10 protein-coding genes are annotated in these 12,028 nt (G+C 39.3%); 5 read left to right on the forward strand and 5 right to left on the reverse strand.

The genetic code is table 11. The annotated features are described in order from the left end of the window. Window position 1: 1 nt before the first annotated feature. The gene (locus M472_RS36060; protein ID WP_021070830.1) at window positions 2-1,372 is read right to left on the reverse strand and encodes a RagB/SusD family nutrient uptake outer membrane protein; all 1,371 of its coding nucleotides are present in this window, start codon (window positions 1,370-1,372) and stop codon (window positions 2-4) included. A gap of 5 nt (window positions 1,373-1,377) precedes the next feature. Beyond that, window positions 1,378-4,743 (reverse strand): SusC/RagA family TonB-linked outer membrane protein, encoded by a 3,366-nt coding sequence (locus M472_RS36065; RefSeq protein ID WP_021070831.1) that lies wholly within the window; start codon window positions 4,741-4,743, stop codon window positions 1,378-1,380. Window positions 4,744-5,714: 971 nt separating this feature from the next. On the opposite strand from M472_RS36065, the gene M472_RS36070 reads away from it, so the two are divergent. Beyond that, complete coding sequence (locus M472_RS36070) at window positions 5,715-5,975, forward strand: helix-turn-helix domain-containing protein (protein ID WP_021070832.1); 261 nt, start codon at window positions 5,715-5,717, stop codon at window positions 5,973-5,975. Between the two features lie 220 nt (window positions 5,976-6,195). Beyond that, window positions 6,196-6,648, forward strand: a complete 453-nt coding sequence (locus M472_RS36075; RefSeq protein ID WP_021070833.1) for a GNAT family N-acetyltransferase — start codon at window positions 6,196-6,198, stop codon at window positions 6,646-6,648. Between the two features lie 13 nt (window positions 6,649-6,661). Here M472_RS36075 and M472_RS36080 read toward each other — a convergent pair whose 3' ends face one another. Next, the gene (locus M472_RS36080) at window positions 6,662-6,979 is read right to left on the reverse strand and encodes a hypothetical protein (RefSeq protein WP_021070834.1); all 318 of its coding nucleotides are present in this window, start codon (window positions 6,977-6,979) and stop codon (window positions 6,662-6,664) included. Between the two features lie 59 nt (window positions 6,980-7,038). Between M472_RS36080 and M472_RS36085 the strand changes: the two genes are divergently transcribed. Continuing rightward, a complete protein-coding gene (locus M472_RS36085) occupies window positions 7,039-7,890 on the forward strand; it encodes a KilA-N domain-containing protein (protein ID WP_021070835.1) in 852 nt (283 codons plus the stop codon). Between the two features lie 132 nt (window positions 7,891-8,022). Here the strand turns inward: M472_RS36085 and M472_RS45790 are convergent, their stop codons facing one another. Then, window positions 8,023-8,943, reverse strand: coding sequence for an RpnC/YadD family protein (locus M472_RS45790; RefSeq protein WP_021070836.1), 921 nt, complete (start codon window positions 8,941-8,943; stop codon window positions 8,023-8,025). A gap of 343 nt (window positions 8,944-9,286) precedes the next feature. Between M472_RS45790 and M472_RS36095 the strand changes: the two genes are divergently transcribed. Together M472_RS36095 and M472_RS36100 are read left to right on the forward strand one after the other, a co-directional pair. Beyond that, window positions 9,287-10,510, forward strand: a complete 1,224-nt coding sequence (locus tag M472_RS36095) for an AAA family ATPase (RefSeq protein ID WP_021070837.1) — start codon at window positions 9,287-9,289, stop codon at window positions 10,508-10,510. Next, window positions 10,507-11,097: a DUF4276 family protein gene (locus tag M472_RS36100; protein WP_021070838.1), complete on the forward strand. Its 591-nt coding sequence runs from the start codon at window positions 10,507-10,509 to the stop codon at window positions 11,095-11,097. The genes M472_RS36095 and M472_RS36100 overlap by 4 nt, the downstream gene beginning before the upstream one ends. Before the next feature lie 534 nt (window positions 11,098-11,631). Here M472_RS36100 and M472_RS45885 read toward each other — a convergent pair. Next, the gene (locus M472_RS45885; protein WP_262506446.1) at window positions 11,632-11,760 is read right to left on the reverse strand and encodes a hypothetical protein; all 129 of its coding nucleotides are present in this window, start codon (window positions 11,758-11,760) and stop codon (window positions 11,632-11,634) included. Window positions 11,761-12,028: the final 268 nt, after the last annotated feature.

Here is a 12,028-nt window from a genome sequence, read left to right on the forward strand (position 1 = left end):
ATCATCTTTTATTTTGAGGTATACCTGTAAACTCTATAATAGGTTGTGGAATCAGAAAATTATAGCGGAGGTCATTAGGTGCCAAAGTGTATACATGTTGGTTGAAGGAGCGAATCAAGCTAATAGCATGTGTTCCGCTCACGTTCAGTCTTTTTAGATCACTCCACCTAAGCCCTCTCATAATCAACTCCTTTCTACGTTCTTTCAGTACAAAACCAATAGGATCCGTCATCTCTCGCAGGTCGTAGGGCTGAAAACTATCTTTGTTGACACGATTTTTGAGAAAGAGATTGATGGTATGGTTTGCCTCATCCATTTGTTGTAGCCGGACTTCACATTCGGCTTTAATAAGATATATCTCTGCGGTGGAAATACCTGTAAAAAAAGAACCACTCGACTCTCCTAAGTAACTTCCTTTGAAAGAATAATATCCATCATTATTGAGTTTAAAAAAGAGCACTTTTCTTAGATCATTGACCGCATAGCTTTCGTATAAATTGGAGTCGATTCGTGCCGTCTGCGGATGTAGAATTGACGCTCCCGAACTGGATGCAAAATACACCGTCTCGGCATTAAACCGAGGAAACGGAGCTGTTGCCGTAGCCGATACGTGGTTATAATCGATGAGCTCCGATTGATAAAACAAGGCCGTATCTGCATATAGCAAAGCAGATTCCACGTCCTGCATAATCAAAGCCGTCCGCGCTAGAAGCGCAAAACCAGCGGCTTTGCCTGGCCTAGTGGTCACTAGCGGCTTGCTCGGTAAATCTCGAACAGCAAGAACAAGATCACTGCGTATCTGATCATAGGTAGCACGGACAGAAGATCTTTTACTTGGCACATTAAAATCAGCATTAAGTCGCATAACAATCCCTAAATCGGGATTATCAAGATCCAAATCATACGCAGGCGCATATACCTGAGCAAAATTAAAAAAACTAAATGCTCGTATAAACCTTGCCGATGCGATGAGTTCACTTCTCACCTTTTTGTCATCCGCTTTACCGCTAGCAGGCATGTTTTCGATTTCATCCAGTACGATATTCGCATACATCACAGGCACACTGGGTGCCATCCATTCTACATTTCTATTTATGTTTTGATAAAGTGGCTCTTTTTGCCACAGGTAATTATCCCGTTCAAAATCTGTCACACTATTCAATGCGTCGTCCGGTACAAAATAATTGTCCGTCCCAATCTCAAGAAGAGATGGAAAACGGGATGTGTTTATAGAATTAAGCGCATCAAGCAGGGCCTGTAGATCCGCATACGTATTCGGATGAGTTATCGAACTGTCCGGTTTTTCATCAAGAAAACCACTACAGGAAGAAAGCAATCGAATTGCTATTATTGTGATAAGTATATTTTTCATAGTAATCAATAATTAAAAGTCACATTAAAACCATAGGAACGAGGGGCAGGCAGACGGTTATAATCAGGATCTACCCCCACACTATTCCTGCGCCATAAGAGACCAACATTAGAGCAGTTCACACTGATTGCTGTATGCACAATGCGTTGCCCTATCCTACCTTTGAATCGATAGGATGCACTTAGATCATTAAGCCTGATCAGATCACCTTTATGTACCAGTACATCCGAATAATTATAAAAATCATCCCTAGCCGTTACAGCAGGATAAGGCATAGATGGTACATTGGTATGCTGTTCATCCCCTGGCTTCTGCCATCGGTACTGAAAGTCTTCGTGTATATCCTGATATCTATATGCTGATCCATAGTTAATACTGTTTTTACGGAAGTAATGACCAAACTTAAACTGTACATTGGAAGAAACTGTAAACCCATGATAACTAATATTTAGTTTAAAATTACCATAGTATGGAGGCAATGATGTGCCATGAAAGGTGTGGTACTGTAGCGAATCGGTGTTAATCTTGGAATAGTTTTTTGAGATTTCCCCTCTGAAATATCCGCGTGGATCTCCATTATCTGGATCAAGACCGGCTGACCGAAAACTATAAAGTGGATACAACCGCTGTCCTGTAATCGGACGGATACTTTCTCCTTTGCTCCCCATATAATTGACAGCACTGAGTAAAGTCCCATTATAAGTCTCAACCCTGTCCTTGACATAGCTCACATTAAACATACTAGACACCTGTATCTGCGATATATTCGTTTTATATCTCAAAGCGACATCTATCCCCCTACCTTTTAATTCGCCTACATTACGCTGGGCCGTAGCTAGACCTGTTGTAGGATCTATCGGATCATTACTGATCAGATCTGTGGAATGCTTCCAGAATAAATCGATTGATCCTGACAGACTCTGCCCTAAAAATTCCATATCCAGACCTAAATTATACATCTTGACATCCTCCCATTTAAGTTTTGGATTGGGCGGAAGACTTATCGTCGCATACGGAAGATTGGTATAAGGATGAGCAGCGCTATAAATCAATATCGGTCTAGCGAGTGCTCCAGCTCCAATATTGCCACTGTGCCCTATTGTGCCTCTAATTTTAGCTTGATCCAGCCAAGTCATATAGGCTAAGAACCTTTCTTTCTTCAAATTCCAAGCTAAACCAAAAGACCACAGTGGATTCCACTTTTCATTGGATTCCTTTCCAAAATTATTCGAACCATCTCGACGCACTGAACCGAATAGCTGGTATTTATCCAAGACGGTATAACCAGCATTCGCATACAGCGACATAACTCTGCTATTCTTCCTCTTGTAGGCATCCACAAATGGTATAGGCGTATTGAATGACAATCCTTCAAATATGGGGTAGCTTGTCAGATAATCTACTTTTGCGGAGGTCAGGATCTCGCTATTGTATCCGTAAGATCTATAAGTCTGTGTCGAGATGGGCTGATCACTGATTTCGAAACCAACGATTGCAGACAGATGGTCAATTTTGGACAATTTTCTGTTAATATCTATCTGTGTACGAAATCTGTTTGCAAATGCAGACGAAAAGCTATTGGTCAACATATCTCCTTTAGGCAACATATATTTTGGCGTGCCTCCGACGATCTGGGTATACCGGTTTACGAGGTCGCGCGTAGTGTAGGAATCCTGCATATTTAGCACCTGCCCTTTGCTATCCGTCATCTCTAGCGCATGCATCACAGTCCATGCTATCCCCTTATCAATTTCGTAACGTAGATCCAAATTACTGTTCAAGTAAAAATTATGTGTGCTGGTCTTGTTGTACAAGTGCTCTTCATATGGTCTATAAATCCAGTCCATCAGCAAACCGCTGCCTGCGGTACGTACATAATCGAGGTTATATCCATTAGGCACCTCGGTAACTGTCCCATCGGCTCCAACAAGAGACAGGTAAGGATATATGCCGGAGAGACCGCCTCCTGGTGAATATCCGTATCCCATCCCGTGCGGCCTATCTGTTACTTTAGCGTAAACTACATTTACATGTGAACGTAATTGCAACCCCCTGATGGGCATGAATGTATTCTGTATACCTACGTTTAGTTTACGTTGCGCAGCATATTTATTTTCTCCCCTGTCCTGCTGCAACATCGCCGTTAGCCCAAAACCGTATTTATTACCACCTTTAGCTATATTTACATTAAACTGATTATTGAGCGGGTTTCGATAGAAATATTTCATCAGATCTTCTCTATAATCCTGCCGCGCAAAATCGCTGAAAGCAGATTCCATACTTTCCAGATCCATCTTCCCTTTTTTATTAGCGTCCAACAAGCGGACAACCGGTGACAAAACCAAACCCCTCTGATCCGCGGCATTGAGCTTACTATTATAAAAGCCTTTGTCATACAGCATGCGTTCCATCTCTATAAAATCAGCGGAAGACATATCAGGAATGGCCAACAAGTCACTTTGATCTTGTAAAATTGTCCTGTTACTGAGCGAAATTTTCACAGATTCATCACTTCCAATCTTTTTCCTATTGATCACAATAACACCGTTGCCTGCCTTGACTCCCCATATGGATGTGGCGGCAGCATCTTTTAATATGGTAACGGATTCCACCGTTTCAGGATCAATATCTTCGATACGTCCCTCATAGGGAAAGTTATCCAATACGATCAATGGATTTTGGCTCAGTTCGTTTAAAGAATTGATACCACGAACATTTATTTTAGAGCGACCTGTTCTATTATCGAACTGAAGCCCTGCTGCAGTCCCATCCAACCTTGATAAGATATTGGGTGTCACCCGTAGAGCCAATATCGTACTATCAATTTGTACAAAGCTCCCCGTAGCTCTTTCCTTTGGTATCTTCTGGTACCCTGTAGATATGACTTCGACTTCTTCTATCTGTTTTTCACCAGGCCGTAGGGCGATATTCAGTATTGTAGCTGTATTCTCATAGGCAACCCGTTGCTCTTTGTATCCGATATGTTTTATAGTTAATATCCCTGTAGGCTTATCCACGCTAATGGTAAACCTTCCCTCCTTATACGTCCGTGTATGCTTCTTATCTACAGTAACCGAAGCCCCTTCGATAGGCTTGCCATCTAGATGAGATGATACCACACCTCTAACTACCGTCTGAGTTAGGCTTTTGGCCCCCTGCCCGAAGGCAGGAGAAACCAAAAAGCCACTAAACAACACACAAAATATTATAAATACCATCTGCCTCACTATTCCCTCGTCATTGCGGACCACTTTCCCGTCATTGCGATTCGCAGTCCGCTCGTCATTGCGCTGTGTCCCGAATTTACTTCGGGAAGCGAAGTGAGGCAACCCCGAAGGGCTCATCGTAGATAATCTATCTTTATTTTGCATTTTCGAGCAGACACACCTCTGCCCAAAGGGCAGTCCTCTCCCACTCCTTAAAAAATTGTTCATTTTTCGGTTACATTATGTAATGGCAAGACACCATTACAGATTCAAAAATCTAGTGTGATTTCTGAATGGATTTAATTGGTTATTCTTGGTTTATAATCGGTTTTATACCATCCATTCTAGAAATAAATAAAAACACCGACCTCCAAATTATCGCAAAGCAATAAAATTAAAACACACAATATTTGCTTGTATTTAAAAACTATACTATCTTTAAGGTGCGAATTTAAATACATAGTAACCGATTTCTAACCTGTGCAAACAATAATGTTTTCATATGCGGAGGTCGATTTACAGAAAAGAGCTTTGACATTCTTAAAGCGTCATTGCGTCGCGTCCCGAGCATCGGGAAGGTGTTTTACAAATAGCGTAAAATACTACGTGACGTCCCCTTTTCTGTTTACTAAGTTTGAAATTATTCCGGCGAGGCCGGTACGTTCTTTATGTGCAAAAAGTGGGAATACCATGACAACCGATGGGATATCGGTGCTAGATGGCTTTTGTTGGTTTTAAAATTCGTTCTCATAATTTTTAAAGTTTATGTGAACGAGCCCCTATTTGCATAACGTAAAGGATGAGACCTTGCGTTTCGCCACTCTTTTACGCTAGACTAATGTTTTGCGTCAGAATTTGGTACCTGGAAGCGGCTACTCAGCAAGGCTCACCCCCACATTATTATACAAAGATATAATAATCGTAGGAAATGAGCTAACCTTACCGCCTCCTTCCCAGGTACCAATTGGAAAGTTGGAGACTCGTCAATATTTAAAGTGTTATAAAACACCTAGATATTTAAAGTTAACTCTACGTCTCATTTTAAGACGTATAAATTAAACATTGCGCTAACAAAACTTAGCAATCACTAAGCAAATATACACACTTAGTTATAACTAAGCAAATTTTTAATCAAAATGACAGAAAAAAATAATAATCCTAAAACAAAATTTGAGTGGGAAATAGTTAAACTGGTCAGAAATATAAGAGAATTGAAAAAAAATAAAGTTAGTCAAGCTAAGATTGCTAAACATCTAGGGGTAACTCCTGGTTATATCGGCCAAATTGAGACAGAAAAATCACCCAGTATGTATACCTATGACCAGCTAAATAAAGTAGCAACTTTATTGAATTGTAGCCCTAAAGATTTTATGCCTGAATTGGCAATTGAATATTAAAATTAAGCCTATAATTACATTATTTTTATTACTTAGATAGCTGCTCTTAAACGCTTCACGTGAACATACATAATATAGTTATATCCCTTTGTTGGCGCTTCAACGTTTGGAGTACCCGAACATAAAATAAACTTTAGCTATACTAAGGCTCATATCGAATAGATTTAAAAGGCAAAGTCTAAGAAAAGGAACTCTGTTTAAAAACAAAAAAATATACATCATGGAAATAAGAAAATATCAATCCAATGATATCAAGGAAATAGCGAAGCTTTTTTACGAAACTGTCCACACAATAAATAAAACGGATTATTCTAAAGAACAATTAGCTGTATGGGCGACAGGCGATATCGATATTACAAAATGGGACATCTCATTTCAATCTCACCATTCATTTGTGGCCTTGGAAAACGATGTTATCGTGGGCTTTGGTGATATAGACGAAACGGGCTACCTCGATAGATTGTATGTGCATAAAAATTTTCAAGGTAGAGGGATAGCGACGGCAATATGTGACTTACTCGAAAAAGAAGTAAGTGTAGATTGTATCCAAGTACATGCTTCCATTACGGCAAAACCATTTTTCCTAAAGCGAGGTTATAAAGTTATCAAGGAGCAGGAAGTGGAAAGGCAAGGTGTACTATTGACAAATTATCTAATGGAGAAGTGTCTGTAATAGGTTACCAATCTTATCTCAAACCGACATTTGGCTTTACAGCATCTTTATACGCAGTGTATATTTTTTTATTATAGGTAGCGACTTTAACATCTAGACCACTATAATCTCCATCATCGGTTATGAGTATTGCACCGTGCTGCTTAGCAAATAGATAAATATAGTTGTCATTAAAATCAAGTTGGTCAGCCGGAAAATCAGTTAATAAACCATAGCTGTATTCCATCCCCCTGCTGGTGCGAGCTTTAAGCTCGTATCCACATTGGCCTTTCGAAACTCTCTCTAAAATAAACAGAAAATAGCAGACATGAAAAGCTATTTTTTTTAGCATTTTAATTTTTTAAACGTATCTTAGTATAACCAAAGTATGATATTAAACTTAAGTGAGATATGAGTAAAAATAAAAAGATTAACGTAGAAGGAGTTGATATACTATTATATCAAAACAACAATGAGGATTTTATATCTCTGACGGATATCGCCCGACATAAAGACGCTTTACATACAGATTCCATCATCCAAAACTGGATGAGAAACCGCAATACGATAGAACTGTTAGGATTCTGGGAAACAATTTATAATCCCAATTTTAAACCCCTCGAATTCGAGGGGTTTAGAAAACAAGCAGGGCTGAACAGTTTTGTGATGACTCCCAAACGATGGATTGAAAGTACACGCGCCATAGGTCTAGTTTCAAAATCTGGCAGATATGGAGGAACATTTGCTCACAAAGATATTGCGCTAGAATTCGCCTCATGGATATCAATAGAGTTTAAGCTCTATGTAATCAAAGAATTCCAACGTCTCAAAGACGAAGAAAACGATCGTCTTAATTTGGAATGGAATCTGCAACGTACCTTGGCAAAAGTAAACTATCATATACACACCGATGCCATTAAAGAAAATCTTATACCGCACGAAATTACCAAACAACAAGTGGGGCTTGTATATGCGACAGAAGCAGATCTGCTAAATACGGCTCTTTTCGGTGTGACAGCCAAAGAATGGCGTGAAGCTAACCCTGACGTAAAAGGAACGACGAAGTCCTCAACAAAGTTAAATATGCGGGACGAGGCTACAATAGAACAACTGGTCGTACTGAGCAACTTGGAAAGCATTAATGCATTGCTCATCCAACAGGGACTATCACAAGGTGAACGGCTAGTCGAACTTAACAAGGTCGCTATCACTCAGATGAAATCACTGCTACAGAGTGAAGCCATTAAAAAATTGAAACAATGAAGTAGGATTTCACTTATGGTAACAGCCTATAACTAATCATTCCCGTCGTCTTAAGGGAGCTGGTAAAAAGTAATAGCCACCCAATTGTACCGGATGGCTATCTTAATCTATTATAGTACGTATGTATTCTAGCTACAGCTTGTCGATCTCTTCAATGGTAAGTCCTGTACCTTTAGCAATATCAGCTAGCGGTAATCCCATTTTCTTGAACTCCAAAGCAATGGCGATAGCTTTTTCTCTTTCACCATCAGCTTTGCCTTTCTCGATTCCCTTTTCTCTCTCCTGTCTTTTGATTGTTTCTATTACACCCATTTGTATTGTGCCTCCTGTCACTTGATAAATGTATTGGTCAAAGTTACTATTTAAATCTTTATCTCGTATAAAAAGAAAACTTTTTAAGAACACTAAAAAGCTCATTATACGGTCTTTACTATACTTGTTGGTCTCGATAAGCGCTCGAGCTATTGTACTACGTTCTTCGGCCAGTTCCTCTTCAGGCAGCTTGTTTTCATCCAAAGCTTTCTGACAGGCCAATACAATATACGCAAATATATTGTTCATAGCAAGCAGCTCGGACTCCTGATGATCAAATATCTGATAGCTCAGGTAACGAAACTCGAACGAAGTGCGGAATACGCTGTACTTGTATTCGTCCGACCGCCGCTGGCTACGACTGCCAGTAAAGACAACGATAGTCTCTACGGGCACCCGATATCGATCCAGTATACGGTAGTGGTACTCAAATATACGGTGCGAGAACCGATCATCGCTACCTCCCTCGATCTCGGTATGAACCAAGATCCATTTCTCTCGGCCGTCCTTCAAGAACACCTTGACCAAAAGATCGGCCACACGCTTCCCTTTTTTACGCTCTCGATCTGGAATAATTTCCAACAGCTCTTTGTCCATAAAGGTCAACCCTCGATCCAGATCGAAGATATCCTCTGCTTCTATATACATAAAACGTAAAAAATCAGGAAAATTATCTTCGAAGATCGCCTTTAGAAGTTCGTCATTTTTCTTAGTAGGTTTCAACCGTTTTCCTGTATTCATAATTCACTCAATTGGTTATGACCTAAATATACGAAAACAAAACTATTAAAACTAAAATAATTAGCAAAAAAAAACAATCACAATATCGAACTGCTATTTGAATACATCGACCGACTGCAAGAGAAGACTGTTGCAAAGCAGAACCCAAAGGCTGAGATCGGATTTAAGGTCGGAGGAAAATAAGACTGGTAAACTATATTAGCCAATAGAGTCAAGCCTTTTCTACGTTAAAATTTTGTAAATTTGACATATATATTCTTTAGGATTGCGCAATGAATGGAGTCCAAATTGATATTTCATTCATTTGTATTGCCTGTAAAGGTGAATTTATGTAGGTTTGTATATGGCGAATAATACCTCTTCGAGTCTTTATCTGAAACAGGTACATATAGAAGGTTTTAGATCTATAAGTAACCTGAATGTTGGTTTTGAAAAAGGATTGAACATTCTGATTGGTAAAAATGGGTCTGGAAAATCAAATCTGCTGCGTATACTAAAGGAAGGAATGCGCTTTAATGGCTTGCCGGATGATGCCATGTTAAAACATCTTTCACTTGAATTGCAAGCTATAGATAAGCAAGACCTATTTGAAGTTGATTACATACGTAAGAGTGTTGATGAAGAAGACTTCGAATTAGATCCTACCAAAAAATTCTACTTTAAACGGACTTATAAACTAAATAGAAGAGAGCTCTCCCCTATTACTAGAAAAAGAACAAATAGCAAGACAAAAGAAGTCGTAAATATGTTATCCACTCGGAACAGATTATATAATTACGTTTTGAGAGAGCATTCTTTAAGCTTCCCTGATTGTATTCTACTTGAATACAATATTCCGAATACGTCGGAATACTTCAATACTTCGGGAAAGATTGTACTCGACTTTGACTTGTACATGCTACACCATGCCTCTAGTCTCGACTTTATCGATGATTTATTTTTTAGACTAGAACAAACACTACTCGACATTTATGATGATGATGGCGACGAGTCTTTACAAAGGGTGGAGGAAAGATTAACTGTAGAACTGATTAAATCAAAATTGGTATTCAGTGAAGAGCTTATCGACGCATTGAACAAATACACACCAATAGAAAATGTCCGGTTCAATCCGAATATCAATATCTATCAAGATGGAGAGCAGTTCACTATTGATAACATCCGGTTAGAGTTCTATGTCAATGGCGGCTGGTATCCTTGGAGCCATCTATCGGATGGTACAAAGCGGCTCTTTTATATCATTGCTCAAGTACAGGGGCTCGATGAAGGAATCGTATTATTGGAAGAGCCGGAGCTAGGCATACACCCGCATCAATTCTATCTATTGATGCAGTTTTTACTGGAAAAATCAGATACTAATCAGATTATCCTCTCGACTCATTCCCCTCTCACATTGGATCATATCGAGCCCAATGAACTGAACCGTATACAGATTGTGTCCTATACAAGAGAAAAGGGCACCCAGGTGCGCAGGCTGACTCAAGAGGAACAAGAGAAGGCACGGCTTTATACAGAGGAGGTCGGGTATTTAAGTGATTATTGGGTACATTCGGATCTAGAGGAATGATTAAAATCGGTGTAATAGGTGAAGATCCCAACGATACTACGGCTATCCAAAATCTTTTGAGACCGAAGTTGGGAGCGATTGCAAATTTTAAAACAATCTGCAAAAACATTCGCGGGTGCCATCTGGACTCTCCTAAATTCTATAAAACCGTAGGAGCCGAAACGAAAAGTACGTCCTATGATATCTTAATATGTATTAGAGACCTGGATGCATTTAAATCGGAAAGCGCTAAAGTCCTCGAACGTCAAAACTGGCACAAGAAAATAAAGGATGCTGCCAATGGCTGCTCTACGGTATTATTGCTAAATATATGGGAACTGGAAGCCATTATATTTGCCGACCTCATTCCGTTCAATAAGAGATATGGGGTATCACTCTCTTTTGCTGGTGATCCTTCAAGCCTAAAGGATCCTAAGGAAAGATTAAAATCGGAAACCCGAAAAGCTAAAAGAAAATATGTGGAATCGGATTGCAAGGAGCTCTTCTCCGAGCTTGACTTTGATAAAGTTACTTCAAGATGTGCATTCTTCAAAGACTTTTTAGAAGATCTAAGGAGCCGGCACAAATCTTTTAAAGCGGTAATATAACTTTAAAATCGAACTCTATATTTTTAGCTATTACAGGAAGAATGTAGTTCTTTAAGGTCACAAACTGTGACCTTAAACACCCCTTGATAGCGCAAGCTTGTAGCTCATGTCCACATTTTTAATCTTAAGCCCTCTATTGTGAGGGGCTTAGACGTAAAATCCCTTCTGAATTGACTTCGGAAGAGATTTTCAATTATTATCTTCTAAAATCACTTCAACTTTTCGATCTCTTCAATGGTAAGTCCTGTACCTTTAGCAATATCAGCTAGTGCTAATCCCCGCTGGTACGAGCGTCCTCGATCGTTTCAATATTAGACTTTAGAATCTCTAGCCTTCTATACAATGGAAACACTCTACGTACTCATCTCTCTAAAGGAAAGAGAAAACATCACGTACAAAGAAGCCGCTTGGTCCTCCCTATCCAAGCGGCTATCCTATCACCCGCACAGAACATCAATATGAAACAACAAACCTAAGATACTAAAAATCTGATAATTATCAAACCTATGCAACAATAAAAAATCGACACTCCTATTAGCTCTTTTTTGTGTAACCTTTGATTATCTCTAATATTTTTTCATTCTCTATAATCAGCATGCCTTGTCGGTCTATTGTTATTCCATCCGTTAACTGATAGGTATACTTTGGTGTTGTTCCTTCCATCACTGTGGGTAAATAACGAAACTGTACATTCTTACAGTATTGACTCAAGGCTTCGCCCACTTCGATGATATGGGTAGAAATAATAAAAAAACAGTTGGTATAAGCAACAAAGGCTTCTTGCTTTCAACTGTCGAGCTGAGGCGGGCAATGCTGTACCATATTGCAGGTTCAGGGATTAAGTATTGCTACTCGTAAGTAAGTTTTTAAAGAGAATGAGTACAAAGTACAAAAATAAATAATATAGAAGCAGAGTTCATCGAAAACCGTC

The sequence above is a fragment of the Sphingobacterium paucimobilis HER1398 genome (assembly GCF_000416985.1).
Lineage (GTDB): Bacteria > Bacteroidota > Bacteroidia > Sphingobacteriales > Sphingobacteriaceae > Sphingobacterium > Sphingobacterium paucimobilis.